The sequence below is a fragment of the Actinoallomurus vinaceus genome, assembly GCF_039542055.1.
GTDB classification, from domain to species: Bacteria; Actinomycetota; Actinomycetes; order Streptosporangiales; family Streptosporangiaceae; genus Actinoallomurus; species Actinoallomurus vinaceus.
Map to the genome: position 1 here is coordinate 26483 of NZ_BAABHK010000021.1, position 26512 is coordinate 52994.

General features: G+C 69.6%; 23 protein-coding genes and 1 tRNA gene. 7 read left to right on the plus strand and 17 right to left on the minus strand.

Translation table 11 applies throughout. The features are described 5' to 3' along the window. Positions 1–15: 15 nt before the first annotated feature. Complete coding sequence (locus tag ABEA24_RS46130) at positions 16–1308, plus strand: RNA polymerase sigma factor (RefSeq protein ID WP_345441115.1); 1293 nt, start codon at positions 16–18, stop codon at positions 1306–1308. Between the two features lie 215 nt (positions 1309–1523). Here ABEA24_RS46130 and ABEA24_RS46135 read toward each other — a convergent pair whose 3' ends face one another. Together ABEA24_RS46135 and ABEA24_RS46140 are read right to left on the minus strand one after the other, a co-directional pair. Continuing rightward, complete coding sequence (locus tag ABEA24_RS46135; protein WP_345441118.1) at positions 1524–2129, minus strand: Uma2 family endonuclease; 606 nt, start codon at positions 2127–2129, stop codon at positions 1524–1526. Positions 2130–2189: 60 nt separating this feature from the next. Beyond that, entirely contained in the window at positions 2190–3131 is a 942-nt protein-coding gene (locus tag ABEA24_RS46140) for a threonine/serine dehydratase (protein WP_345441121.1), read from the minus strand. 213 nt (positions 3132–3344) lie between these two features. Between ABEA24_RS46140 and ABEA24_RS46145 the strand changes: the two genes are divergently transcribed. Then, a complete protein-coding gene (locus tag ABEA24_RS46145; protein ID WP_345441124.1) occupies positions 3345–3881 on the plus strand; it encodes a luciferase domain-containing protein in 537 nt (178 codons plus the stop codon). Here the strand turns inward: ABEA24_RS46145 and ABEA24_RS46150 are convergent. After that, on the minus strand, positions 3872–5008 hold the full coding sequence (locus ABEA24_RS46150) for a glycosyltransferase (protein ID WP_345441127.1): 1137 nt from the start codon (positions 5006–5008) through the stop codon (positions 3872–3874). The genes ABEA24_RS46145 and ABEA24_RS46150 overlap by 10 nt on opposite strands. After that, positions 5001–7817, minus strand: coding sequence for a bifunctional glycosyltransferase/CDP-glycerol:glycerophosphate glycerophosphotransferase (locus tag ABEA24_RS46155; protein ID WP_345441130.1), 2817 nt, complete (start codon positions 7815–7817; stop codon positions 5001–5003). Before ABEA24_RS46155 ends, ABEA24_RS46150 begins: the two co-directional genes overlap by 8 nt. Before the next feature lie 91 nt (positions 7818–7908). On the opposite strand from ABEA24_RS46155, the gene ABEA24_RS46160 reads away from it, so the two are divergent. Beyond that, on the plus strand, positions 7909–8598 hold the full coding sequence (locus tag ABEA24_RS46160) for a response regulator transcription factor (protein WP_345441132.1): 690 nt from the start codon (positions 7909–7911) through the stop codon (positions 8596–8598). 17 nt (positions 8599–8615) lie between these two features. Here ABEA24_RS46160 and ABEA24_RS46165 read toward each other — a convergent pair whose 3' ends face one another. From ABEA24_RS46165 to ABEA24_RS46200, 8 genes are all read right to left on the minus strand, one after another. Further along, the gene (locus tag ABEA24_RS46165) at positions 8616–9887 is read right to left on the minus strand and encodes a sensor histidine kinase (RefSeq protein ID WP_345441135.1); all 1272 of its coding nucleotides are present in this window, start codon (positions 9885–9887) and stop codon (positions 8616–8618) included. 100 nt (positions 9888–9987) lie between these two features. Next, positions 9988–11484: an LCP family glycopolymer transferase gene (locus tag ABEA24_RS46170; protein WP_345441138.1), complete on the minus strand. Its 1497-nt coding sequence runs from the start codon at positions 11482–11484 to the stop codon at positions 9988–9990. 113 nt (positions 11485–11597) lie between these two features. Next, positions 11598–13091, minus strand: coding sequence for an LCP family protein (locus tag ABEA24_RS46175; protein WP_345441141.1), 1494 nt, complete (start codon positions 13089–13091; stop codon positions 11598–11600). A gap of 254 nt (positions 13092–13345) precedes the next feature. Continuing rightward, positions 13346–15655, minus strand: a complete 2310-nt coding sequence (locus tag ABEA24_RS46180) for an LCP family glycopolymer transferase (RefSeq protein ID WP_345441144.1) — start codon at positions 15653–15655, stop codon at positions 13346–13348. Between the two features lie 535 nt (positions 15656–16190). Then, positions 16191–16550, minus strand: a complete 360-nt coding sequence (locus ABEA24_RS46185) for a hypothetical protein (RefSeq protein WP_345441147.1) — start codon at positions 16548–16550, stop codon at positions 16191–16193. Positions 16551–16715: 165 nt separating this feature from the next. Beyond that, entirely contained in the window at positions 16716–16922 is a 207-nt protein-coding gene (locus tag ABEA24_RS46190; protein ID WP_345441150.1) for an EF-hand domain-containing protein, read from the minus strand. A gap of 107 nt (positions 16923–17029) precedes the next feature. Beyond that, positions 17030–17302 (minus strand): DUF1905 domain-containing protein, encoded by a 273-nt coding sequence (locus ABEA24_RS46195; protein WP_345441153.1) that lies wholly within the window; start codon positions 17300–17302, stop codon positions 17030–17032. Between the two features lie 29 nt (positions 17303–17331). After that, the gene (locus tag ABEA24_RS46200) at positions 17332–17703 is read right to left on the minus strand and encodes a VOC family protein (protein WP_345441156.1); all 372 of its coding nucleotides are present in this window, start codon (positions 17701–17703) and stop codon (positions 17332–17334) included. 195 nt (positions 17704–17898) lie between these two features. On the opposite strand from ABEA24_RS46200, the gene ABEA24_RS46205 reads away from it, so the two are divergent. Next, positions 17899–19983 (plus strand): ATP-binding protein, encoded by a 2085-nt coding sequence (locus tag ABEA24_RS46205; protein ID WP_345441159.1) that lies wholly within the window; start codon positions 17899–17901, stop codon positions 19981–19983. Positions 19984–20208: 225 nt separating this feature from the next. Continuing rightward, positions 20209–20739 (plus strand): hypothetical protein, encoded by a 531-nt coding sequence (locus ABEA24_RS46210; protein WP_345441162.1) that lies wholly within the window; start codon positions 20209–20211, stop codon positions 20737–20739. A gap of 42 nt (positions 20740–20781) precedes the next feature. Here ABEA24_RS46210 and ABEA24_RS46215 read toward each other — a convergent pair whose 3' ends face one another. Next, positions 20782–21159, minus strand: coding sequence for a VOC family protein (locus tag ABEA24_RS46215; protein WP_345441165.1), 378 nt, complete (start codon positions 21157–21159; stop codon positions 20782–20784). A gap of 444 nt (positions 21160–21603) precedes the next feature. Here ABEA24_RS46215 and ABEA24_RS46220 point away from each other — a divergent pair, with 444 nt between their 5' ends. Continuing rightward, positions 21604–22818 carry an SMI1/KNR4 family protein gene (locus tag ABEA24_RS46220; protein ID WP_345441168.1) on the plus strand — a complete coding sequence of 405 codons (1215 nt, stop codon included), beginning with the start codon at positions 21604–21606 and terminating at the stop codon, positions 22816–22818. Positions 22819–23607: 789 nt separating this feature from the next. Further along, the gene (locus ABEA24_RS46225) at positions 23608–24168 is read left to right on the plus strand and encodes a hypothetical protein (protein WP_345441171.1); all 561 of its coding nucleotides are present in this window, start codon (positions 23608–23610) and stop codon (positions 24166–24168) included. A 76-nt stretch (positions 24169–24244) separates the two neighbouring features. Here ABEA24_RS46225 and ABEA24_RS46230 read toward each other — a convergent pair. From ABEA24_RS46230 to ABEA24_RS46245, 4 genes are all read right to left on the minus strand, one after another. Then, a tRNA-Ala gene (locus tag ABEA24_RS46230) sits at positions 24245–24318 on the minus strand. A gap of 75 nt (positions 24319–24393) precedes the next feature. Next, complete coding sequence (gene sepX / locus ABEA24_RS46235; RefSeq protein WP_345441174.1) at positions 24394–24981, minus strand: divisome protein SepX/GlpR; 588 nt, start codon at positions 24979–24981, stop codon at positions 24394–24396. A 264-nt stretch (positions 24982–25245) separates the two neighbouring features. After that, positions 25246–25860 (minus strand): GNAT family N-acetyltransferase, encoded by a 615-nt coding sequence (locus tag ABEA24_RS46240; RefSeq protein ID WP_345441545.1) that lies wholly within the window; start codon positions 25858–25860, stop codon positions 25246–25248. Positions 25861–25911: 51 nt separating this feature from the next. Further along, complete coding sequence (locus ABEA24_RS46245) at positions 25912–26400, minus strand: MogA/MoaB family molybdenum cofactor biosynthesis protein (protein WP_345441177.1); 489 nt, start codon at positions 26398–26400, stop codon at positions 25912–25914. Positions 26401–26512 lie beyond the last annotated feature (112 nt).

Consider the following 26512-nt stretch of genomic DNA (forward strand, 5'->3'; position numbering starts at 1 on the left):
GTCAAGGCCGAACCGGTGACGGACGGAGTCCAGCGACGCGTCGAGGACCTGCTGCGCGAACTGGCGCCGCAGGTCCTCGGCACGCTCACCGGCCGCTACGGCCAGTTCGGCGCCTGTGAGGACGCCACCCAGGAGGCGCTGCTCAAGGCCGTGCGGCACTGGCCCCGGGACGGGATCCCGCAGAGCCCACGCGGCTGGCTGCTGACGGTCGCGACCCGCGTCCTGATAGACGAGTCCCGCAGCGACAGTTCGCGACGCCGGCGTGAGGACGCGATCTTCGCCGCGACGCCGCAGTCTGAGCTGCTCGCCCGTCCCGCGGACTCGACCGCCGACCCCGGCGAGGCGGCGGCCGGCCGCGAGGATTCGCTGAAACTGCTGTTCCTGTGCTGCCACCCGTCGCTGTCTGTGCCCAGTCAGATCGCTTTGACGCTGCGCGCCGTGGGCGGACTGACGACGGCGCAGATCGCCGCGGCCTTCCTTGTCCCCGAGGCGACGATGGCGCAGCGCATCAGCCGCGCGAAGGCGACGATCAAATCCGCTGGGATACGGTTCGAGATGCCGCGGGGCGAGGCCCGCGAACGTCTGGGCGCGGTGCAGCACGTCCTCTACCTGATCTTCAATGAGGGGTACACCGCCTCCTCGGGCGAGGACCTGACCGCGGCGAGCCTGTCGGACGAGGCCATCCGCCTCACACGCCTGCTGCGTCGGCTACTGCCCGAGGACGGCGAGACGGCCGGCCTCCTGGCCCTGATGCTGCTGACCGACGCCCGGCGCCCCGCCCGCACACTGCCCGACGGCGCCCTGGTCCCGCTGGCCGAGCAGGACCGGACACGCTGGACACGGGCCTCGATCGCCGAGGGCGTCGCACTGATCTCGGAGGTGCTGCCCCGCGGCGCGGTCGGGCCTTACCAACTGCAGGCGGCGATCGCGGCGGTGCACGACGAGGCGCCCACGATGGACGACACCGACTGGCCGCAGATCCTCGGCCTGTACGACCTGCTGGAGAAGGCCGCCCCGAATCCGATGACGACGCTGAACCGGGCCATCGCGGTCGCGATGGTGCACGGACCGAGGGCAGGGCTGGAGCTGGTCGCCTCCCTGGAGTCCGACAGCCGGATGGCGCGCCACCACCGGCTCCTGGCCACCCGGGCACATCTCAGGGAACTCGCCGGCGATCACGACGGCGCCGCGTCCGACTACCTGGATGCCGCACGGCGCACGGCCAGCATCCCCGAACGGCGGTATCTCACCGGCCGCGCCCTCGCCCAGCCGGACACCCGGCAGCGGACCGATGGGCCGGCGAAGTGAGCTCAATGAAATTCATGTACGGGGCGAGTTGGAGGCAGACGGTAAAGATCCCTGGTCCGCGCTTCCGCCATGCTGCCCGTCGAATCTCAAGGGCCCGCGTTCGGGTCTCACTCTACGGTGGCCGACATTCTACGTTCTGTGAGATCCGCGGGATCCGTGTTGCCGCCGCAGCAGATGACAGCGACGCGCTCACCTGGGCCGGCGGCAGGCACCTGTCAAAGCCGGTCGGTCTCGGTGAGGTCGATGTCGATGTCGAACGGCACCGTGAGCTTGAGCCGATCGTGGTGGATCCCGGTCAGCGCGTAACTCTTCGTCGCTACGTCGAGCTCGTACACGCAGACTGTCGGCCGCCCAGAAGTGTCCTCCACTCGCCAGAAGTGTGGAATCCCCGCCTCCGCGTACAACTGCGGCTTCCGTTTCCGGTCGCGCACCTCGGATTCGAGAGAGACCACCTCCACCGCCAGGATGACGTCGGCCGCTCGAAAATTGGTCTGGCGCATTCCCGTTACGGCGTCGGCACGAACGACCACCACGTCAGGCTCGGGCCGCTGCCGCGGGTCTAGCGTGACCGTCATTTCACGACGCACCCGAACGCTGGAAGGAGCGGTTTTCCGGAGCCCGCTCACAAGGACGTCCATCGTAGATGTGCGGAAGTTGGTCTGGGGGCTCACGAAGACCAGACTGCCATCGATTAGCTCAGTGTGAGGAGGCAGCTCCGGAATGTGATCGAGGTCTTCTGCTCTGAACCCTTGCTCCGGAGGGGTGTACCACGGGCGCTTCTGTGACGTTTCAGGTGTATCGGGCATCGGCGCCGCCGTCATCTGATCTCCTCTGCGGAGACGGCCTCCAAGAAACCTTCGTGGTGGCCACGCTATCAAGGTTCACTCTGTGGTGGTCGAAGCTCCACGCTCTGTCAGATCGGACGGGTCCGTGTTGGCACCGCAGCAGATGATGGCGAGGCGTTCGCCTGGGGCGGGGTGGTAGGCGCCGGTCAGGAGGGCGGCGTACGCCGCGGCGGTGCCGTGTTCCAGGACGAGGTGGTAGCGGCGCCACAGGTCGCGGCGGGCGGCGATCACGTCCTCGTCGCTCACCAGGAGGGACGTCACCTCGGTGCGGCGGGCGACGGCGAAGGCGATCTCGCCGATGCGGCGGGCGCCGAGGGAGTCGGCCGCCACGCCTGAGACCTCGACGTCGACCGGTTCGCCGGCCGCCAGTGCGGCGTTCAGGGAGGCGCAGCCGTGCGGCTCGACGGCGATGACGCGGGACCGGCCCTCCAGGGCGGCGGCGATCCCGGCCATGAGCCCGCCGCCGCCGACCGCGACGAGGACCGTGTCCACTCCGCCGGTCTGCTCCTCCAGTTCGAGCGCGAGGGTGCCCTGCCCGGCGCAGATCTCCGGCTGGTCGTAGGCGTGGCAGAACAGCGCGCCGGTGTCGGCGACGCGCTTGGTGGCGGCGTCGTACGCCTCGGCGTACTCGCGGCCCACCTGGACGACGGCGGCGCCGAGCGCCCTGAGCCCGGCGACCTTGACGGCGGGCGCGGTCTCGGGGACGTAGACCTCGGCGGGGACGCCGAGCTCGCGGGCGGCGTACGCGACGGCCAGCCCGGCGTTGCCGCCGGAGGCGGCGACCACGCCCGCGTCCGGCAGGCCGCCCTTCTCGGCGGCGGCGAGGATGCGGTTGAACGCCCCCCGCGCCTTGAACGAGCCGGTGTGCTGGAGCTGCTCCAGCTTCAGCACGCGGTCGCCGTCCGCGAAGACCGGTGTGGTGCGTACCCGGGAGCCGATCCGGGCTCTGGCCGCTTCGACGTCGCTGCGAGAGATCACTCGTCCACCGTACGACCCTCCTGGAAGATCGAGACGGGCGATCCTCCCCTTCCCCGGGAATGGGCCGCCGAGCGTCACGATGGTGGCGGGAAGGCAAAGAGAGCGATAAATCGCTTGGTAACGATTAAGGCGCGAGCCCTTATGGGAACGCGTGTGGCACGGGATGCTGGGTCCGTGACAGGCCCTCCGAAAAGCCGGAGCACAGCCGAACGAGTGGCCGCACAACTGACGGCGTGGCCCGGGTTGGACACCGGTCGTCCATCGTGCGGCGTCGGCCGGGGATTCGCGTTCCACGGCACCCAGATTCTTCATCTGCACACCGGTGACGAGGCCGATCTGCGGCTCACCCGGCCGTTCATCGACCGGCTCGACCAGGTGCTCACCGAGTCCGGTCAGATCGTCATCCGGTCGGGCGACGACTGGGTGACCGTGCGCCTCGACACCGACACCGCGGGCTCGCTGCTGATCAGCCTGGTGAGCCTGGCGATCCAGGCGGTGGAGGAGCGGGGGGCGCCCGCACGGCCGTGCACCCGGGAGCGAGCCCGACGCAGCGAGCGGAGTGGGCGGCTGAGCAGCGTCCTTGGGCGCGCCTCCGGCACGACGGAGGCCGCCCGCGGAGCGAGTGAGGACGGCGAGTCCCCCGAGGACACGGAGAGGTCGCAGGGCGCCGGGCGGACTTTAGCGGCCGGTGCGGAGGAACGCTCCCTGCCCCGGCCGCTGCGCCGGCTGCGTCCGCTCCGTCAGCGGTAGACGAGGGAGAACAGGCGCTCCCAGCGGTCGACGACCACGTCGGCCGAGAACCGCTGGACCGACTGCCGGCCCGCCTCCCCCATCTTGGCGCGCAGGTCCGGGTCGTCCATAAGGCGTTCGAGCCCCTCGGCGAACTCCGTGACGTTGCCCGGGGTGACGAGGATGCCGTCGACCTCGTGCGTGATGAGCTCGCGGACGCCGGGTGCGCTGTCGAACGCGACGACGGGCAGGCCGTACGCCATGGCCTCCAGGATGCCCATCGGGAAGCCCTCGCTCCGCGACGGCAGCGCGTAGATCGAGGCGTTGGTCAGAGCGCCCTGGATGTCGGAGGTCGTGCCGGGCATCTCGACGGTGACGCCGAGCTCGTCGGCCTTGCGGCGCAGCGCCTCCTCCTCCGGTCCGGAGCCGTACAGCCGTAGCCGCCACGTCGGCGGGCGGTTCGGTGAGGGGCTGGTCCGCGCGCGTTCGGTGATCTTGGCCCAGGACTCCAGGAGCATGTCCTGGCCCTTCTCGAACGACAGCCGGCCGAGGCCGACGACGACGGGCGCGGTGAGGTCCGGGAAGGCCGTGGGCGTGACGTGCAGCGGGTTGGGCATCACGTCGGCGTTGGACATCCCGGCGCGAGCCCACGCGTCGGCGTCCTCGGTGGTGAGCACGCAGAGCCGGTCGACGTCGGCGAAGTAGCGCTGCACACGGGGGAACCGCGAGGAGCCCTTCGTCGCGGCGTACGACTCGTGGCTCATGCCGATGACCGCCATCCCGGCGGTGTCGGCGAGGGCGACCCACTCCATGGCCCAGACCTGGGCGGCGATGACGATCCCGCCGGGCCGGGCGGTGCGGAACAGCGCACTGAGCTTCGCGGCGCCCTGGCGCTGGGCCGCGACACGCCGCGCTTCGCGGATGCGGCCGCCCTTGCGGGGCGGCGGCGGGGTCTCGTGCAGGGTGTGCAGCCCGTACGGCAGGTCGCGGCCGTAGTCGTAGGCCTCCTCGGCGTGCGTGATGCCGATGATATGCACCCGGTGGCCGCGCTCGGTGAAGAGCCGGCCGACGTGGTGGGCCCAGCGCTGGAGGCCGCCGAGCTCCTCGTGGTTGTTGCAGACGATGAAGATGTCGCGCGATTCAGCCATTGCCGTTCCCCGTGAAGAAGCGCTCGACGACCTGCTTGGCGGCCGTTCCCTGGTCGTATTCGCCGAACCTCTCGACGAAGGCGCGGCGCTGCTTGGCGTACGTGTCGCGGTCGAGGTCGCGCAGCGCCGCGAACAGCTCGTCGGGCTCGGCGACCACGGGGCCGGGCGCGTGCTCCTTGAGGTCGAAGTACGCGCCGCGGGAGCGTACGTAGTCGTCGAGGTCCGGCGCGAAGAACACCATCGGCCGGTCGAGCAGCGCGTAGTCGAACATGATCGACGAATAGTCCGTGATCAGCGTGTCCGTGAGCAGCAGCAGCGAGGTGACGTCGTCGACGTCCATGACGTTGCGGACGGTGCCGCTCAGGCTGGGCGGCACGACGACGGTGTTCAGGTAGTGCGGCCGGACGAGGAGGATGTGGGTCTCGCCGAGCTCGTGGGCGAAGCGTTCGAGGTCGAACGGCATCTCCAGGCGCTTCTCGGGCCTGCCCTTGTCGTCGGTGCGGAAGGTCGGGGCGTACAGGACGACCTTGCGTCCGTCCGTGAGCTTGAGCTTCTTGCGCAGCGCGGTGGCGTCTCCGCGGTTGACGAGGGCGTCGTTGCGGGGGTAGCCGCTGCGGATGAGCTCGGCGCGGACCCCGAGGCCCTTGACGAGGGTGTGGGCGTCCTGCTCGGTGCGGACCAGGAAGTGGTCGAAACGGTCCACCATCTCCTGCAGGCGGGCCCGCTGCGCGCGGGTGCCGCGCTTGGTCTCCGGCGCGTCGACGCCCATGAGCTTGTACGCCGAGCCGTGCCAGGTCTGGATGTATGTGGTCTGCGGGCGTTTGACGGCCTCGCGCGGGAAGCCTTGGTTGTCGACCCAGTAGCGGGCCCGGGCCAGGGCGAGGTAGTACGACCAGGAGCCGCGGCGCACGAGCTTGGCGTCCTTCGGGTAGCCGGCCGAGCTGCCGGCGTACGACCAGATCGCGGTGTACTTGGCGCCGGACTTGCGCAGCTCCTCGTAGATGTACTTCGGGTTGTCGGAGTACTGCTTGCCAAGGTGGCTCTCGAAGACGACGGTGTTCCGGCGGATCGGCAGGCGGACGAAGACCTTGTTGTAGACCGACATCTTGGTGCTGCGGCGGGTGAAGACGTCGCGCAGCGCCTTCTCGCTCCGCAGCAGGCCGACCCACCAGCGCCGCCCGCGCCCGCTGGAGGTGAACCCGCGCAGGGCGGTGAGGAACGCGCGGGCGATCCGTCCGTGGGCGACGAGCCGGAACGACATCTCGCCGTTCTCCGGGACGTACGCCTCGAGGTGGTCGCCGGCCAGGCGCGTCAGGCGCGGCCGTACGGGAAGGGCGATGTCGTCCATGGCGTGGTCGGCGAAGAGCCGGATGATGAGCTCCTCGTCGCCGGCGGTGAGCCGCAGCCGCAGGCCCCAGCTCTGGTCGACGAAGCCGAGCGGCCGGATGTCGCGCTGGGGCCGGACGTCGGCGTCCCAGTGGATGCGGCCGCCGGTGTGGGTGACCGACGCGGGCACGGAGAAGAACCGGCCCTTGCGGCTGCGGTCGCGGATCTCCAGGCGGGCCGTGAGCTTCGCGTCGGCGGCGATCCGGCCGAGCGGGTTCACGATGTCGCCGGTCAGCCGGTACGTCGCACCGGTGCGCTCGATGCCGGTGAGGGAGCCGCCGGGGTTGAGGCTCTTGAGCGGCAGGGAGTGGATGCCGAGGTCGGTGACGTCGAGGACACGGCGGCCGTCCTCGGTGTCGAGGTGGTCGGCCGACCAGTAGATGCGGCCGTCCTGCTCGACGAGCGGGGCGGTCAGCCGGGGCTTGGCGCCCTTGCGGGGCACGTAGTCGGCCGCCGAGACGGCGCCCTCGATGTCCCCGTTCATGATCATGAAGCCGATGATGGCCTGCAGCTCGTGGGCCTCCTCGAACGCGCGGGGGTCGAGGCTGCTCATGTAGTCGCGGGCCAGGTCGACGAACGCCTCGCGGTACTCCGTGCTGCGGCTGCGCAGGCCGCGGATGTACAGCAGCAGGTCGTGGTTGAGGAACTTGATGTCCTTGCGGAGCTTCAGGTCGTCGGCGCCGTACCGGGCGTACACCGCGTCGATACGACGGAAGATCTGCAGCCGGTCGGCGAAGTTGCGGACCTCGGAGCGCTGGTTGGTGATGGAGAGGGTGACGGCGTTCTCGTAGGTCATCCAGTTGTAGACCCGGTGCGGGATGATCGCGATCTTCCGCGCGGCGAGGTACGCCTGCGTGCTGAACAGCAGGTCCTCGTAGTGCAGCCGCTCGACGAACCGCAGGCCCTCGCGGTCGAGGAAGTCCCGCCGGTACAGCTTGTTCGTGGACAGCGTGTCGTACAGCAGCTCCGGCCGCTCCCGCACGGAGGAGTAGACGGCCCGGTCGCGGTACACGCCGCGGTACCAGGCGCGCTCCTCGCCCTTGTCGGGGAACACCCGCCAGCAGCATCCCGACACCAGCTCCGCGCCGGTCTGCTCCGCCGTGGCGACCATGTTCCGGCAGGCGTGCCGATCGAGGGTGTCGTCGCTGTCGAGGAACATCAGGTACGTGCCGCGCGCCACCTCGATGCCGTCGTTGCGCGGCTGCCCGCAGCCTCCGGAGTTGTCCTTCCGATGCACGACGCGGACCCGATGCGGGTTCGCCGCCACCAGCGAATCGGCGACCTGGGCGGTCGCGTCGGTGCTGGCGTCATTGACGATCACACACTCGACGTCGCGATGCGATTGGTCGAGCACGGACCGCACGGCGGTTGGCAGGCGATCGGCGTCGTTGTAGACGATCACGATCACACTGACGTCTGTCATGCTGCAGAACCCCTCGGCTGCTTTCGGGTGAAACGAACACTTCTTTGCGTCAACCCTCGACCACCTTGGAGGGTTCCTTAGGATCAGGGGTGTGACGCGGGAACGCATCCTGGTGGTTGAGGACGACGCCATCATCGGGTCCGAATTGCTGAAGGCATTGTCCGCCAGTGGATACGAGGCAGGCCTCGCCACGACCGGAGCAGCGGCGTTGGCCGACGTACGCGCGCATCCGCCGGATCTTATCCTGCTCGATCTCGGCCTGCCGGACATCGAGGGCGTGGAGTTGTGCCGGCGGCTGCGGGCGGAGCTCCCCCTCACCGTCATCGTCGTGCTGACGGCGCGGACCGAGGAGTTCGAGGTGGTCGTCGCGCTGGACGCCGGCGCCGACGACTACCTGACGAAGCCGTTCCGGCTGACCGAGCTCGTCGCACGGATCCGCGCCCACCTGCGCCGCCGGGCCGCCGAGCCGGGCGACCGGGTGATCACGGTGGGCCGGCTGCGCCTGGACCTGCCGGCGCGCCGGGTGCAGATCGACGACACCGAGGTGCCGCTGCGCCCGAAGGAGTTCGACCTGCTGGCCGCGCTCGTGACCCGGGCCGGCGAGGTCGTGAGCCGCGAGCAGCTCATGGACGAGGTCTGGGACGAGAACTGGTTCGGCCCGACCAAGACCCTCGACGTGCACGTGTCGACGCTGCGCCGCAAGCTGGGCCCGTACGGGCAGATCACGACGCTGCGCGGGCGCGGGTACCGGTACGAGCGCGACGCGGTGGCGGAGGTGTGAGTGACAGGGCATCGAGATCAACCGGCGCCACGATAGTCGCTCGTCGGCAGTAGCAGGCTGAAGACCGGGGGTGAGGGGCGCCGCAGCACCAGGCGTCCGCCCTCGGCCTCGGCGAGCGAGCGCGCCAGGGCGAGGCCGAGGCCGTGCCCGTCCGACGGGCCGCGGAAGACGTCGTAGCCGTCGAGGACCCCCGGGCCCTCGTCGCCGACCTCGATCGCGAGGCCCTGGCCGACGTCGACCGCGGACACGGTGATGGGCGGCTTGCCGTGGGTGACCGCGTTGTCGACGAGGACGTTCAGGATCTGGCGCACGCCCGACAGCGACGCCCGTACCTCGGGCAGGCCGTCCTCGATCCGCACGGTGACGTCCGTGCGGGCGCGGACCTCTGCCAGCAGCGTCGGGACGTCGAGCACTCCCCGGTCGGCCGAGCTGCCCCGGGAGAGGCGCACGAGGTCGTCGATGATCTCCTGGAGGTGCTCGCCGCGCTCCAGGGCGGTACGGATGACCGCGCGCGGGTCGCCCCCCGCCAGGCCGGATTCCAGCCCCAGGAGGAGCCCCGTCAGCGGGGTGCGGAGCTGGTGGGACACGTGCGCACTGAACGCGCGCTCGCGCTCGAGCAGGTCGCCGAGGCGCCGGGCGGTCGCCTCCAGCGCGCGGCTCGCGGCGTCCGCCTCGCGGACGCCGACGGACCGCGCGCGGATGCTGAAGTCGCCGCTGCCGAGCGCCTGCGCGTCCCGGGTGAGCCGTTCGAGCGGCGCGGCGAGCCGGCCCGCCTGCCGCCGCGCCACCACGGCGGCGAGCCCGATGACGAGGACCGCGAGTGCAACCATGAGCAGCCAGGCCTTCTCGACGCGCCCGGTGATGTGCTTGTACGGCGTCGCGACCCGGATCACCGCCACGATGGTCTCGTCGGAGGGCACGGGGGCGGAGACGGCCAGGAAGCCGTTCTCCACGGCCTCGTGCACCCGCCCGTCCCCGGCGGCGCCCGCGACCGGTGAGTTCCGGGGGCCGCGGCCGGTGACCCGGTCGCCGTTGAGGTCGTAGATGCCCACGCTCAGGTGCCGCGACATGCCCGTGGGCAGCGGCACCGGCTTCGGGTGGCGCGCGATGTTGTCGGGCACCGCCGCCGAGATCCGGGTCGCGTCGCGTTCGAGCGACACGATCGCGTCGTCCCGATACAACCGCTGCAACGCGATCGCCAGCGGGATCGCGAAGAGCACGACCGCGAGGGCGGCCACGCCGACGATCGCCACGAGCACGCGCCGGCGCAGCGGAGGGATACCGGTCATCAGCACATTCTGCCTCCCGGATCGTCGTGCCCCGGACCGCCGCGCCTGGACCGCCGTGCCCCGGCCGCCAGGCGGCCGGGGCTCCGCTGCGAGGAGCGGCTCAGCCGCAGACGTTCTTCAGCGAGACCGATCCGCCGGAACCACTGGAAGCGGTGGGGCTCGCCGTCACGCCGGTCTTGACCTTCTTCTTGTGCTTCTTGACGGTCGTGGTCGGGCTCGGGCTTGGCTTGTGCGGGTTCTCGCTGTCGGCGATGCTCTTGGTGGTCAGCTGGCGCATGAGCGCGACGTTCGGGGAGACCGGGTCGAAGCCCTGCATCTTCCACGGGTTGAAGGCGAGGCTGGTGATGTCGCTACCGCCCTTGACGGTGCCGGACAGCTTGATCAGCGGGGGCAGGAGCGTCGAGGGCAGGTTGGTGTAGATGGTGTTCGTCGCGGCCTTCGCGAGCTTCTCGAAGTGCGTGACGACCTTCTGCGGGTCGGCCTGGTCGGCGATGTCCTTCATCAGGCACTTCTGCCGGTCCATCCGGTGGAAGTCGTCGTCGGCGTCGCGGGACCGGCCGTACCAGAGGGCCTTCTCGCCGTTCAGATGCTGGGTGCCGGCATGGAGCCAGCCGGTCGGCGGCTTGGTGTAGTGGCCGTTGACCATCTCACCGCCGATGGGCAGCGCCTTCTCGATGTGAACCTTGACGCCGCCCATGGCGTTGACGATGTCCTTGAAGCCGTCGAGGTTGACCAGCACGTAGTAGTTGATCTTCATGCCGATGAGGTTGCCGATCACCTCTTCGAGCAGGTGCGAGCCCCGCTGCCCCTGCTTGAATCCGGGGACGAGGCTGGGGTTCTTCTCGCCGCTCAGGTAGACCGAGTTGAGCATCCCGTCGTACCCGAGGGTGGCGTTGACCGGCCGGTAGCCGTTGGGCCAGATGGAGCGCAACCTGGCAGGCATCTGGAAGTACTGCAGGTTGCGGGGCAGGCTGATCAGCACGGTGTTGCCGGTCTTGGTGTCGATGCTGGCGACCGTCATGCTGTCGGTACGGATGCCCTTGCGGTCCTTACCCCCGTCACCGCCCATCAGCAGGACGTTGAACCGCGGCATGTTCTTCCACGGATCGGCCGCGTCGATCTTCGGGCCGGTGTGGTCGTCGCCGGGGAAGATCTTCGACAGGGTGTCCCGCAGCACGTACGTCGTGTTGGCCGCGTACACGAACGGCGTGCAGATCAACACCGACAACACCACGACCAGCGTCGTCGACGCCACCCGCATCGCCGCCGGCAGCCCCGGCGGCCGCACCACCTGGTACGACCAGATCACGATCGCGGCCCAGGTCACCGCCAGCGCGAGAATCGCGGCGATGATGACGTTCAGCCACGTGTTCTGGACGACGAGCTGTTTCATCGTGTCCTGGAACGCCAGCACGAGCGTCGCCGAACCGGCCACGAGCAGTGCGAGCACAGCCATCAGGGTGAACCCGACGGCCCTGCGACCCGCCGCCACATGAGCCACGCCCCACACGACCGCGGACGCGAGCGTCAACCCCAGTGCCCGCCATAGACCGACGATCGGAATGGGCCGACGCCCCGCCGCCTGACCACCTGCCATGCGCTCTCCTGATCCTCTGGTCGCGGGCGTCGCTCATCACGACGCCCGCTCCGCGTCAACCGCCCGGCGGACCGGTGATTCCGGTCGGCCGGACGTCCGCGGTGAGGACCGGCTCAGCCGCAGACGTTCTTCAGCGAGACCGCGCCGCCCGAACTCGGGGAGGCGGTCGTCGACCCGCTGGGTTTGACGCTCGGCGACTTCTTTTTGTTCTTCTTTTTCGCAGTCGCGCTTGCCGTCGGGCTGGACGGGGTCTGCTGCGGGTTGTCGCTTTCGGCGATCGCCTTGGCCGCCGCGGCCCGCATGATCGGCACGTTCGGCTGGTAGACGTGGAAGCCGACGATCTTGTCCGGGTTGTAGGCGAGGCTGTGGATGTCGGCGCCGTGTTTCACGGTGCCGGACAGCTTCACGAGCGCCGGGAGCAACGCCGACGGGATGTTCGTCGAGATCGTGTTGGTCGCGGCCTTGGCCAGCTTCTCGAAGTGCGTGACGACCTTCTGCGGGTCGGCCTGGTCGGCGATGTCCTTCATCAGGCACTTCTGCCGGTCCATGCGGTGGAAGTCGTCGTCGGCGTGGCGGCTGCGGCCGTACCAGAGTGCCTGCTCGCCGCTGAGGTGATGGGTGCCGGGGTAGAGGTAGCCGGACGGCGGGATGCCCCGCTCCGGCTCGCCGCCGATCGGCAGCTTCTTCTCGATGTGGACCGTTACACCGCCCATGGCGTTGACGATGTCCTTGAACCCGCCGAGGTTGACCAGCACGTAGTAGTTGATCTTGATGTTGAGGAGGTAGCCGATCACCTCTTCGAGGAGGTGCGGTCCGCGCTGGGTCGCCTTCTTGTACTTCGGCAGCAGGTCCGGGTGCCGCTGCGCCTCGATGTACAGCTCGTTGAGCAGGCCCTGGTCGCCGGGGTCGCCGGTGTAGCCCTGCGGCCACCGCGACCGCAGCCGGGGCGGAAGCTGGAACTTCTGCAACTGCCGCGGCAGGCTCATCAGGACCGTGTCCCCGGTCTTGGTGTTGATGCTGGCGACCGTCATGCTGTCGGTGCGGATGCCGGTGCGGTCCTTTCCGCCGTCACCGCCCAGCAGCAGCACGTTGACGCGCGGCATGTTCTTCCACGGGTTGGCCGCGTCGACCTGCTGGCCCGAGTTGTCGTCGCCAGGGAAGATCTTCGACAGGGTGTCCCGCAGCACGTAGGTGGTGTTCGCCGCGTACACGAACGGCGTGCAGATCAACAGCGACATCACCACGACCAGCGTCGTCGACGCGATGCGCATCGCCGTCGGCAGCCCCGGCGGCCGCACCACCTGGTACGACCGGATGACGATGGACGCCCACGCGAGCGCCAGCGCCAGGATCGCCACCGTGATGACGTTCAGCCAGACGCCCTGGACGGCGATCTGCTTCAGCTTCTCCTGGAACGCCAGCGCCGCCGTCGCGGACCCGCCCAGCAGCAGCACCAGCACGCCCATCAAGGTGAAACCCGTGGCCCGGCGGCCCGCCGCCACGTGCGCCACACCCCACACGACCGCCGAGGCGAGCGTCAGCCCCAGCGCGCGCCACAGACCGGCGACCGGAATCGGCTCACGCTCCCAACCCTGACGCCGTGCCATGAAGTCTCCTGATCCTCTGCTCGCGAGCGCAGCTCACTGCGGCCGCATCCCCCTCGGGGACGTGCGGCCCCGTCGATCGGTTTGCAAAGTGATTGAATATACGCGGTAAGTGACCATTGGCGTTGACTGGTGGATCCTACCCGACGCATGACCCCCACCTGGCCCGATAGCAAGGTAAGGCACGCTGGCCCCGCTTATCGCGCCAATCGGTAAAAATTCACGAAGGCCCGCGCGAATGGCTGTATATGCGGCCTCTAACCTCCGCAGGCGGCCGTCAGCGAGACGGCTTTGTCCTTGGTGTGGGCATGGGGCGTCGCGCCGGCGGACGGCTGGTCACCGGCGCTCGGAGACGCTGCGGCGGAACCCGCGGTACTGCCCGAGCCGGCCGGAGACGCGGTCTCGGTCGACGACGGACCACTGGACGCACCCGGCGCCGCGGAGACACCCGAGGGCTGGGACGCGCCGGACGTCTCGGGATTCGGCGAGGCCGCGGCCGAGCGCTGCTCGCTGGCCGTGATCGTGTTCGTGACCGCGCGCCGCATGACGTCGACGTCCGGCCGGACGACGTGGAACTCCGGCGGCACGAACATCAGGCTCCTGACCTGCGCGCCGTGCTTCATCGTGCTCGACAGCTTGATGAGGGCGGGCAGCAGCTCGGCCGGGATGTTCGCCGAGATCGTCTTCTTCGCGGCGGCTGCGAGCTGCTGGAACCGGGTCAGCACCCGCTGCGGGTCGGCCTGCTCGGCGATCGCCTTCATCAGGCACTTCTGGCGGCCCATGCGGACGAAGTCGCTGCTGGCGGTGCGCGAGCGCCCGAACCAGAGCGCCTCCTTGCCGCTCAGCTCGCGGTCGCCGGCCTTCAGGACTCCGGTCGGCGCGCTGCCGTCCTCCGGGCCGCCGAACGGGATGTCCTGGGCGATGTGCACCTTGACCCCGCCGATCGCGTCGACGATGTCGGCGAAGCCGAACAGGTTCACGAGGATGTAGTAGTCGATGGGCTGGCCGATGAGGTAGGAGATCTCCTCCCGGACCAGCTCCGGTCCCCGGCGGCCCTTGTCGAAGCCGGGCACGAGCGAGGGGTCGTCCTCGGCGTCCTGGAACAGCTCGTTCAGCAGGCCTTCGTCACCCGGCGCGCCGACCCCGGTGAACCCGTCGGGCCAGCGGGAGCGCAGCCTCGGGATCACCGGGAAGTGCTGGAGGTTCCGGGGCAGGCTGAACAGCACCGTGTCCCCGGTCTTGGTGTCGACGCTCGCGACCGTCATGCTGTCCGTACGGACGCCGACGCGGTCGCCGGCCCCGTCGCCGCCGAGGAGCAGGATGTTGACCCGCGGCCTGTCCTTCCACGGGTCGTCCACGTTGATGACGGGCTGTGGCCGCGCCTTGTCGCCGTGGAAGATCGTGCCGATCGTGTCCCGCAGGGTGTACGTGCTGCGCGCGGCCCAGACGAGCGGCGAGCACACGCCGACGGCGAGCACGACGACCAGTGCGCCGGCGAGGATCCGCGCGGTCCGGGCCATGCCCCGGGGTCGTACGACCTGGTACGAGCGGACGACGATGCCGGCCCAGACGAGCGCGAGGGCCAGGATGCCGCCGGTGATACCGGCCAGCCAGTCGCGCTGGACCGCGATCTGCTTGAGATCCTGCTGGTAGAGCAGGGCGACCGTGACCGCCCCGCCGACGAGGATGGCGAACAGGCCCATCAGGAGGAATCCGGCCAGACGGCGCCCGGCCCAGACGTGCGCCACGCCCCAGACCACGGCCGAGGCGACCGTCAGCCCCAGCGCGGACCCGAGACCCCGGCGGGACCGGGGCCTCCCTCCGGCGTCCGTCTGGGCAGCGCCTTGGGACACCGGCTCGGCGTCGTCGGCGACGGCCTCCGAACCCGGCTCCGCCGCGGCAGCGTCCGGGCCGTCCTCGGCCGAAGCCGCGTCCTCGTCGGCCGCAGAAGCCTCACCGTTCTCAACGCCGCCATCGGCCACCGGGGCCTCATCGCCGTCGGCGTCGCCTTCAGGCGCCGGGGCGTCACCGCCGTCCGCGACCGCGTCGTCGGCGGACGCACCTTCACCGGCCGCCTCGCCACCGTCAGCCGCGCTCGCGGCCGGCTCACCGCCGCCGACGGCCAGGGCGGCCTCGTCCTCGGCCGCTTCGGGGGCACGCGCGCCGTCGTCGGCGACCGCGTCAACGTTCTCACCGGCCGGGGCCGCGACCCGCGCACCGTCACCGGCGGCCGCGTCGGCATCCGCCGCGGCAGGGGTGCGTTTCGGCGCCGCAGCGGCCATCACAACGGACATGCCGTCACCGGCGAGCGCGCCGCGGCGACCGCCGGCGGCGGCCGACCCGCGTTTCGCCGTCGTCGCCGTCTCGGCGGAGGCACCGTTCTTCCCTACCGTGCCGCCGATCTCGTCTCCCTCGGCGGCCGGCCCGTCACCGGAGCCACCTGCGGCGGAGCCGTCCTCGCCGTCCCGGCCCGTGGCGTCGCCCTCGGCCGGGGCGTCGCCCCCCGTTTCACCGGCGGCGGTGTCCTCACCGCCATCGGAGACGGCATCGACCGCGTGTTGTCCCATATGCACTCCTGTGTCCCAGCCTGACAGCCTAGATCCTTTACCAAGGGAGACCCGCTGGGCACCCGCTCGGTTCGCCGTACGACCGGAGGAACACGAACGGCCGCACGACCGCGGTGTGGCGCGGTCGCCGTTTCGGCAACGAACAACACCGCAGGAAGAATCCCTTAATGCCCGAAATATCCCCAATAAAGCAACTAAGGCCTCGTCGGGGGGGTTCCGGAGGTTGCGGGTCATGCGACGAAAGCCCAAGGATCCCAGCGCCGAAGACCCCCGGCGAGCGTCGTGGGATGGCGGTGGGTCAGTGTCGCGCCAAGAGTTCGGCCCAGGGTCCGCCTGCGAAAACCGGGGAACGCACGGCCGAGCCGGGACGTCGAGGTCGCGGGCGCTCGGCGGAGCGACGCGGCATTGCGAGGTCCACAACGACGATCGGCCGACCCCGTGACACGGGAATCGGACCGTCGGCGCCCCCAAGGTCGAGCGGGGCGAGCCGATCCTGCGCCGTCCGGTGCGCGGGATCAACCTCAGGTCATGCCGCTCAGCAGTGCTTGACCAGGTTGACGTCGGAGAAGTCGGTGCCGTTCACCCGGAAGACGTGATTGCTCTTCTTGTGCGCCGGCGCCGTGAAGCAGGCGAACTGCTCGATCGTCCCGTGGCTGGTCTGCTTGTCGCCGGCGATGTGCATCGCCTTCGAGCAGTGGTTGTTGTAGTACACGGTCACCGTCACGTAACCGCGTTTGTAGGAGTAGTTGAGCGTCTGTTTTGAACCCTTGCCGCACGAGAAGCTCCCGTGCACCGTCGCCGCCTGGTACGTCCCCGCGCCCGCGGGGAGGGCGAGACCACCGACGGCGGTGGCCGCGGTCGCCACGACCAGAGCGGCCTTGATGCGTGCGTTCATCCGACCTCCTTCAAGATCGTTCCTGACGCGGCATCGTAACGATCGCGACGGTGGAGGAGGCGCGGTCTTACCAGTCGTTAAACCACGGCGCCCATGGCCCCACCGACCGTTGGCGATCGCCGGCTCCGGAGAGGCGCCGCGATCGCCAACGATCAGTACGCGGCATCAGGCGTTCCAGGCCTTGGTGAACTCCGCGAGGTTGATGCGCCCGTCATTGTCGTCATCGGCGTGGGCGAAGATCGAGTTGATCTCGTCACCGCTGACCGCCTCATGGCGCTTGGTCATGGCGAGCTTGAACTCCATCGCCGTGATGTACCCGTCGCCGTCGTAATCGATCTCCTTGAAGGTCCGTGCGACCTCGTCGTCCGCCACCCTGACCACCTCCTGTAGAGCCGTACGCCTTCGGTATCGGCAGCGGTCACGTTACGGCCGGGCCCGCGTTCACGCGAAGCGCCCCGTCCGGAAGAGCGAATCCGGGCTCAGCCCCTGATCCGCTCCTCGAGGCGGACCGTCACGACGTCTCCGGCCTCTTTACCGATCGCCTTGCGCACGTCCGCCGCGACGGGCAGCTTGTGCGTGCCATCGCCCATCGCCATGAAAGAGCTGCGGAACGGGTGGCCGTCGACCGTACCCCGGACCTTGACCAGGCCTCGCGTCCCGAAGAACTCGACCGAGTCGGGCCAGACGACAAAGGTCCAGCCGCCTTTGTTCGGGCTCTTCTCCAGCTTCGCCGTGAATTCCGTGTCGAGCATTGATTCCTCCACGACAGGCGGGTGAGGGCTCAGGCCGAACCAATGACGACGAGGGTGTTCCCGTCCGGGTCCCGCAGGGTGAACATCGGCGGCACCGCGCTTCCCATGCGGATGACCTCCGGATCCGTGTCGACGCCGTGTTCCCGGAGGTTCGCGTGGTCGGCGTCGGCGTCGCGGGTCGTGAGGCGGATGCCGATCGGCACCCCCGAATCCGCGGGAACGAGCGCGATGGTCGTGGCCGCTCCCGGCGGCGCCACCTCGATCCAGCGGGCGGCCCCGAACGGGACGTCCCGTCGCTTCTCAAAGCCGAGCGTGCCGACGTAGAAGTCGAGGGCTCGTTCCTGGTCCGTGACGGGGATCGCGACGGTCCCCACCTCGACGATGCGCGTCGTGTCGCTCATGGTGTCTCCTCCTCGCGGGCTCACCAGGTATGACCGCGAGTTCCGGCGAAACTCATCGCCGCCGAAGGACCCGAATCAAGATCTTCGGCCGGACGGACCACGTCGACGATCCGCGGACCAAGCCATGAGCAGGGGCAACCCTGTCGTGCTCCCGGAGATGGGGATTAGATTGACTGCTGGGGGGAGGGGGCTGCCATGGCAGGTTCCCATTCGGCGCACCCGGCGGGGAACCTTCCCGTTGATCTGACCAGTTTCGTGGGCCGCGGGCACGAGATCAGCATGGTGAAGCGGCTCATCCGGCATCATCGGCTGGTGACCGTGACCGGTGGGCCAGGGGTCGGCAAGACCCGGCTGGCCGAGCGGGTGGCGCGGCAGTCGGCGGGCTCGTTCGCCGACGGTGTACGGCTGGTGGAGCTGGCCGCGCTGAAGGACGCACGGTTCTTGACCCAGACGGTCGGGGACGCGGTCGGCGTGCCGGGTGAGTCGGGCTCTGCCGCGCGGGACGTCCTGGCGCGGTTCCTGGCGGAGAAGAATCTTCTGCTGGTGCTGGACAACTGCGAGCACCTGGTGGACTCCTGCGCGCTCCTGGCGGCCGACCTGCTGCAGGCCGCGCCCGGACTGCGGATCCTGGCGACCAGCCGGCAGCCGCTGCACGTGGGCGGGGAGTGGCTGATGGAGCTGCCGCCGTTGCCGGTGCCGCAGGAAGAGGATGGCCCGCCGGGGCGCAACGACGCGGTGCGGTTGTTCACCGAGCGTGCGACCGCCGCGCTCCCGGGCTTCGCCGTCACCGCGGCGAGCCGTGCGGAGGTGGCCGAGATCTGCCGCCGCCTGGACGGTATCCCCCTGGCGATCGAGCTGGCCGCCGTACGGGTGCGAGCCATGCCCGTCGAGGCGATCCTGGCTCGGCTCGGAGAACACTCTTTGCAGGCCCTTGGTGCGGGGGCGCAGATGACGACGCCGCGGCTCCAGACGATGCGGGCGGCGATCGACTGGAGCTTCCACCTGTGTTCGAAGGCGGAGCAGCGGTTGTGGATGCGGGCGTCGGTGTTCAGCGGCGGCTTCGACATCGGCGACGCCGAGCAGGTCTGTTCAGGCGACGGGATCGACGACGTGGAGGTCCTCACGCTCCTGGACGGCCTGGTCGACAAGTCCGTACTGACCTCTTCGCCGGCCGGGCCGGTCGCCCGGTACCGGATGCTGGAGCCGATCCGTGAGTACGGCGCCGAGCGCCTGACTCGTTCCGGTCAGGCCAGGGCGGTGCGGACGCGTCACCGGGATCACTTCGCGGAGGTCGCCCGGCAGTCGGAACGCTGGTTCCTGAGCTCAGAGGAACTCGAGGGGTTCGACCGGCTGGGACTCGATTACTCCAACGTACGGTCCGCATTGGAATTCTGCGTCAGCGAGCCCGGTCAGGCAGGCGACGGGCTGCGGATCGCCTGCTCCCTGTGGCAGTACTGGACCACGGCGGTCGGCCATCGGGAGGGGCGGTACTGGCTCGATCGGACCCTGTCCCTCGCCCCTGAGCCGAGCCCGGCACGGGCCAATGCCCTCTGGGTGAACGCATGGCTGGCTCTCCTGATGGCCGAATGGGACACGGCGCGGTCACTGACCGACCAGTGCCTCGCCCTGGCCGAACGCCTCGGCGACGAGTCGGCCTGGGCCCACGCCACGATGCTCCGCGGCATGCACACGTTCTTCTGCGACGATCTGCATCGCGCCGTGGCCTTCTTCGAGGACGCCCTCACCCGCCTGCGAGCGCTCGATGACCGCGCGGGCGTGTGGATGACCCTGCGTTTCCTGACGTACGGCACCGCGCTCCTCGGTGAGACCGAGCGCTCCCGGGTCTTCGGCGAGGAATGCCTGGACATGTCGGCTCGGGCCGGCGCACCGGTGACGTACGCCCGGTCCCTGGGGTTGTGCGGTGTCGCCCACTGGCTGATCGGCGACCGCGAGCGGGCGACCTGGCTCGCCCGGGAGAGGCTCCGGGTCTCCCCCCACATCGACGGATGGGGGATCGCCCACTGCCTGGAAGTCCTCGCCTGGGACGCCGCCGCCCGCCATGACTTCGAAGGCGCCGCCCGGCTGCTCGGCTGCGCCCACTCGATCTGGCGGTTCACCGCAGCACCCCTGACCCAGCGGCACCTGGCCGCCGACCACCGGCTCTGTGAGCAACGCACCCGGGCGGCGCTGGGCGAGGAGACCTTCGGCAAGCTCTTCGACGAGGGCGTCAGACTCTCCATCGACCAAGCCCTCACCTACGCCCTCGCCGAGAGCACCTGAACACGTACGAGATCGGAAAAGGCCGGCTCCGTGATCGGAGCCGGCCTTCCCTGTAAAGCCCAGCGTCCGCGATCCGAGCATCCGCCCGGCACTCTGATAGACACTTCTGTTCATTTGGGCGGCGAGCGCGCTACGGTGCACCGAGGCGACTGTCGGGCGGCCGGAGAGGTGCACGCGATGGCAACAGTGATCTCTTACCGAGGGCATGGCTGGCTGAGTTTCCTGATGCTGTTCGCCGCCCCGCTCCCCCTGACCGTGGTGCTCACGCTGACCGGCATGCCGGGCGTCGTGGCGGCGGTGGCGAGCTTCCTCGCGGGTGCGGCCGTCAACTATCTGGTGGGCACTCATTTGAACTCGAAAGTCACGCCGCAGGGCCGGGTGTTTCACAACCGGCACGAGTTCATGGGCGCACCGATGCAGAACACGTCGTGGTTCGTCGGCGGGCTGCTCTTCCTCGTTGTGGGGGCCACGGTGGCCCGTATGGGCGGCAAGACGGCCGGGCACGTCTTCTTCTACATCGTGGCGGGGGGAGGGCTGGCGGCGACAGTGATCGTCAGGATCCGGCGCGGCCGGATCCACCTTGTCTACCTGACGGGGGAATCGGCGCTCCACGGTGGCAAGATGACGACCACGCTCGACGGTCGTACGATCAAGTTCGAGGTGCCGGCCGGGATCAAGTCGGGGGCCTGGGTACGGGCGCCAGGGCAGGGCCCGGACGGCAAGGACCTGCATCTGCGTGTAAAGGTGCGTGGGTGATCCGCCACACCCGGGCGCGGCCCTCGTTGCCGCCGAGGGCCGTCAGAGTGGGTCGAGGCGGGCCCTGAGCAGGCAGAACTCGTTTCCTTCGGGGTCGACGAGGACGTGCCAGGACTCCTCCCCGGTCTGACCGATGTCGGCCGGGCGCGCCCCGAGCTTCAGGAGGCGTTCGAGTTCGGCGTCCTGATCGCGGTCGGTGGCGTTGACGTCGATGTGCAGCCGGACTTTCCCGTTCTTCGGCTCGTCGTTGCGGCTGAGGATGATCGTCGGCTGCGGGCCGCCGAACCCTTCGCGCGGCCCTATCTCGATGCAGTCCTCCTCGCGATCGAGCACGATGAAGTCCAGGACCTCGCACCAGAACCGCGCCAGCACCTCGGGGTCGTGGCACTTGAGCACAAGCTCACTGATACGACATGCCATTGACGAAACCTAACTCTCAGCGTGGGAACTGCCGGGGTGGCCGCGCACGGATCTCATGGGTCCCCGCAGCGAGAACACTCCCGCGACCGTACCGGCCGAGGCAAAGCCCCTACAACCGAGACCCGAGCCCACCCAACCCCAGCCCGCACAGGGGGCGTGGGGGGCGAAGCCCCCACATCGGGGGCCCGGGGGTCGCCCCCGGAAGAAATGACGAAGGACCAGCGGGGAAGCGGCTCAGCGGTGGACGTATGCCGGTAGCTGCCCACGGTTGCCGTCGTTGCCGTCACTGTTGCCGTCAAGACGCGCGGTGTCGGCGTACGGCTTCCAGTGCACAGGGACGTACAAGTAAACGTGCAGAGATGATCAGTATGGCGGTGTCGTCGGGGACGGGTGCTAGGTTGCGGCGGCATGGCGTCCCCCCGGCAGAAACCACCGATCCTTCACGTGATCGATGAAGAGTTCGTACCGCCCGATCGGGGTGACGAGCAGCAAGGGGCGGAGTCTGCGGTTCCCGCCGGTGATCCGGACGAGGCGGTGCGGCTCTTCCACCACTACCGGCGGCTGATGGCGCAGATCCTCGGGTACGAGGAGGAGCTCCCCGGGCCCGCGAGCGAGGAGGACCTCGCGGCGGTGGAGGAGGAACTCGGCGTCGCGCTGCCCGCGGACCTGCGCGCGCTGTACGGCATCGCCGACGGTGACGGTGACCTCGTCAACCCGCTGTTCGACCGGCAGGAGTGGCTCCCCCTTGCCGAGATCGGCGGCCTGGATGACGAGTGGCTCGACATCTCGCGGGAGTGGCACTACGAGCACTGGCGCCGGCCGGTGTTGGATGCCACACCGCCGAACACCGTCCGGAGGTCGCCGCTGCGTCCGGGCTGGATCCGGTTCGCGTTCGACACCGGCGGCAACTGGCTCGCCGTGGACACCGATCCCGGGCCGAACGGCCGTCCCAGGCAGGTCATCGCGGTCGGAGTCGACTACACGCGGGGGCCGGCATACGTCGCCGACTCGGTGACCACATTCCTGCGCCGCCTGGTGGAGGCGCTGGAACGCGGTGACTACATCCATCACGACAAGAACCTGTGGATCGAGGCGGATCTGGAGCCGTCCGAGCACACCGTGTACTACGACGGCACGCCCTCCCGCGAGCGGGCCGGGCAGGCCGGTCCGCGCGTGCAGGACGTCCGGGTGACCGAGGTGGAGGATTGCGCGTTCCTGGACGCGGTGCCCGAAGTGCGCTCGCTGGCGCTGTCGAGCACGGGTTCGCCCGACCTGACCCCGCTCGGCGGCCGTCCGGTGGAGTATCTGGAACTCGATGTGGAGTCGGCCGACCTGTCGGCACCGGCCCGGAACCGAGAGCTGCGTTCGCTGTCGATCACCTGCGCGCGGCCCGTCGAGCTGGCTCCGCTCCGTACGGTGCCGAACCTGTGGGCGCTGGACATCGCGGCGGCACCCGTCGCCGACCTCGCCACGGTGACCGAGCTGAAGGGATTGCGGTACCTGGAGGTGACTCGGGACCAATGGCGGGAGCTGTTGGAACTCGACGACCTGCCGCCGCTGGCCGTTGTCGGCGTCCACCCCCACCGCCCTGAACGCGACTGGCCGGCCCGGACTGCCTGGGTCACCACCTACGGCGAGCCGCCTTCGCCAACAGCCTGACTCGGTGCCTGGGCGAGGCCTGAGGGACCCGCTCGGCTCGCCGGACAGGAGATCGTCACGCTCACGGACGGCTCAACACCGACCGCATGCCCCCGGGACGCGAATCAATCTCGACCAGCAATGCGACCAGAACGGACGCAACCGCACCCCACGCGTGATCGACAACTCCCGCAAGTAGCTTCGGAACGACCAGTCCCGCCAAGTCCCGATATCGGGCACGGCCTGGCGGGAGTTTCCGTAGCGCTGCCACATCACCCCCTGCACGTTTACCCGTACCTCGCTCCGAGGCGCCCCGTGGAGAGCTGGGCGGCCACTCTGCGAAAGCCACACAAGGCAAGGCCGCACAAGCCACACCCAGCCCTCCCGGGCCGGCCAACAACTTACGGAGGCCGCACGCCCGGCCCGAGGGCCGGGCGGCTGCCCCGGCGGCCCGTGGAAGATCCCGGTTCACGCGACACGCAAGACGTGCGCCTCGATCCTCGTCGCGATGGACGTTCACCCGAGGTGGCGATGCAGATCCTGCGGCACAGCCAGATCTCGGTCACGATGAACGTCTACAGTGAGGTCTCCTCGGACGCCACGCGGAAAGCGCTCAAGCGGCTCGGCAAGCGCTTGGACTCGTAGCCGTGATCAGCTACAGCGAGCTCCAAGGGGCCGGTTCCATGAGTGAACCGGCCCCTTGCGGCGGTCGACGGTGGTTCCGTTACGGCCTTGTCCCGACCAGGACAGACGGTCGGTGCCGGCTTAATGCCCTCGACGGCGACGCAGCCGGGCGAGAGGATGCGACTGATGTGCGTGCATGATCGCGCGGCTAAAGAGGCCGCAGTAGCCAGGTTCCTTCGCGACTATCCGCAAGCTGGGCAAGTCGAAAATGGTCACCCGGCACTTCGGGGAATCACTGACATCGCCTGGTCGGAGATTCCAGACTGCCCCGCCGCAGTACCAGCCCTCTTCAACGGTCTCCTCGATGAAGTCGCCAGCGAAGAGGCATCGCGTGTCCTGGGGATCGTGTTGATCGATGACGTCTTCCACCTGAGTGCGGCGATGCCCTCCGCGTTGCCGTTCTTGATCCGGCTGGCGCTTGACAGGCACGTTCCCGGCCGTGCCGGGCTGGTGGACCTGTTGGTCTTCGCCGCCGAGACATCTCGGCATGCCGGCGTTGAGGGTGATGAGCGCTTCGCGCTCCTCGTCGGCACCGACGCTGATCGTCCCGAGAGGGCCGCATGTCGGAAGGTGTTCGCCGAACACGCGGCCTCTGTGCGTGTGTTGCTCGACGATGACGCGCTCTCCGATGGACTTCTCAGTGCCGAGGAGCGTGATTCGCTGATGGCGGCGGACGGAAGCGGCTGAGGGCGTTGCTGTACTTCGCTGCTGTACAAGATCGAAAAAGGCCGGTTCCGTGATCGGGACCGGCCTTTGACCTGGGTGGAGCTGAGGGGATTTGAACCCCTGACCCCCTCGATGCGAACGAGGTGCGCTACCGGACTGCGCTACAGCCCCAAGGACGAGGTAAGGCTAGCAAACATTGGGCACTGCTCGCGCATCGGTTATCCGGTGTCCTGGATCACGCCGGGCTCAGTCGCCGACGGCGCGCTGGTCGGTGTACTGGTCGTAGACCTCTTCCTGTGGCCGCTCGGGCATGGTGATGACCTCGGCGGTGCGCTGGGCCTCGCGGGCGAGGCGGGCCTGTTCCTCCGCGCGGCGGCGTTCGGCCTCCATCGCGCGGAGGCGGGCGAGGTGGCGGGCGCGGCGGCGTTCGGCGTCGACCTTGAAGGCAATGCGCAGCAGCGTCAGGTGGCCGACGAGGAGGACGGCCGGGGGCGCGATGAACCACCCCGGTGTGACGCCGGCGACGACGGTGGCGACGGCGGTGAGCACCAGCAGGAGGAGACCGACGGTGCGGCGTCGGCGGCGGGCGATGACGGCGGCGCGGCTCGCCCGCCTGCGGGCGGCCTGGCGGGCCTGCGGGGCCGGGACGGGGTGGTCCTCGGGCAGGGCCTCGTCGACGTTGTCGGCGACCTCGGCGGGCGACTCCGTCAGGGTGTCGGTGTCCTCGTCGAAGCGGCGCTGCCGGGTCCGGGAACCGTCACGGCGAAGCCACATGGGGACCAGGACGATGCCCCACACGGCTACGATCGCGAGATAGAGGAGTGCGCTGCTCATCAGCCCTCCTCATAGACGCGTCCAGGCCGCAGGCTGACCTCGCAGACGCGCACGCTCACGTCCCGCACGCTAAGACCCACCGTCAGTGGTTGACGAGCATTAGGGGCGGTGTGTCGCGAGATCGGATCGTTCCTGAAGCTTTCCTGACCGAAAGTTTCCGGGCGACATGATCACGACGTGCGGTGCCCGCCTCCATGGTCGCCGGAGTACGGCTTCGTGAACATCACATTCCAGTATCCGCCGCGACTCCGAGCGATCACGGCGTCAGCTGGGGAACGCCTGGCGGGTGCTGGCGCGCCAGCGGGCCATGAGGCCGCCCGGGACGTCCTCGGTCGTCAGCGCGTAGCAGATGTGGTCGCGCCAGGCCCCGTCGATGTGCAGGTGACGCCGGCGCACGCCCTCTTCGCGGAAGCCGAGTTTTTCGACGACGCGACGGCTGGCGGTGTTCTCGGGGCGGATGTTGGCCTCGACGCGGTGCAGGCCGACGTTGAAGAAGGCGTGGTCGACGGCGAGGGCGACGGCGGTGGGCATGACGCCGCGGCCGGCGACGGCCTTGTCGACCCAGTAGCCGATCTGCGCCGAGCGAGCGGAGCCCCAGACGATGGCGCCGATGGTGAGCTGCCCCGCGAACGCCCCTTCGTACGTGACGACCCAGGGCAGGGCCAGGCCGTGCCGCGCCTCGCGACGCATGGTCTGCACCATGCTGAGGTACGGGCCCAGGCCGCTGCGGAACAGCGGGGTCTCAGGGTTGGTGGGCTCCCAGGGCCGCAGCCATTCGGCGTTGCGGATCCGCACCTCTCGCCAGGTCGACGCGTCGCGTAGCCGCAAGGGCCGCAGCCCGACCGGCCCCTCGTTCAGGTTGGCCGGCCAACCCCGCATGCGTTCCACACTCCCATGATTCCCCGGGGACGGGCCTGACGCCATCCTCGTTCAGGGTGTGCGTGGATGGTCGCCGCCACCGACCTGGTCGACGGCGTGTCTCAGCACCTCGCCGAGCACGGCCATGCCGTCGCGCACCCCGCCCGTCGAACCGGGCAGGTTGACGATCAGGGTACGTCCGGCGACGCCCGCGAGGCCACGGGAGAGGATCGCGGACGGGACCTTCTCGCGGCCGGTGAGCCGGATTGCCTCCGCGATGCCGGGGATCTCGCGTTCGATGACGCGCCGCGTCATCTCGGGGGTCAGGTCGGTCGGGGTGAGGCCGGTGCCGCCGCTGGTGACGACGGCGTCGTAGCCCTGGGCGACGGCGTCGCGCAGGGCCTTCTCCACCGGCTCGCCGTCGGGGACGACGACGGGTCCGTCGACCTCGCAGCCCAGGTCCCGCAAGAGACCGGCGAGGACGGGCCCGGAGCGGTCCTCGTAGACGCCGGCGGACGCGCGGTTGGACACGGTGACCGCGAGGGCCCTGATCGCCGTCACGGACGCCCCCGGACGCCGGCATTCTCGGCGGTCTCCGCCAAGGCCCCGATCACCCGCCCCCGGACGCCGGTCACCGCCAAAGCCCCGATTGCCGTCACGGCCGCCGCACCGG